A 238-nucleotide genomic window follows, 5' to 3' on the forward strand; every position below is an offset into this window, starting at 1 on the left:
CGGCCTGTCGCAGATCGCCGGCGCGCAGTTCCTGCACGTGTACAAGCCGCGCCACTGGATCAACTGCGGCCAGGCCGGCCCGCTGGGCTGGACCATCCCTGCCGCCCTCGGCGTGGTGAAAGCCGATCCGAAGCGCAAGGTCGTCGCGCTGTCGGGTGACTACGACTTCCAGTTCATGATCGAGGAACTGGCGGTGGGCGCGCAGTTCAACCTGCCCTACGTCCACGTGCTGGTGAAC

General features: G+C 66.8%; 1 protein-coding gene. It reads left to right on the top strand.

Going from position 1 to position 238, the window contains the following annotated elements:
* On the top strand, window positions 1-238 hold a 238-nt coding region (locus IAE37_RS28670), incomplete at both ends, for a thiamine pyrophosphate-dependent enzyme (RefSeq protein WP_236410229.1).

Source organism: Pseudomonas sp. S31 (assembly GCF_016648105.1).
Classification (GTDB): Bacteria; Pseudomonadota; Gammaproteobacteria; order Pseudomonadales; family Pseudomonadaceae; genus Aquipseudomonas.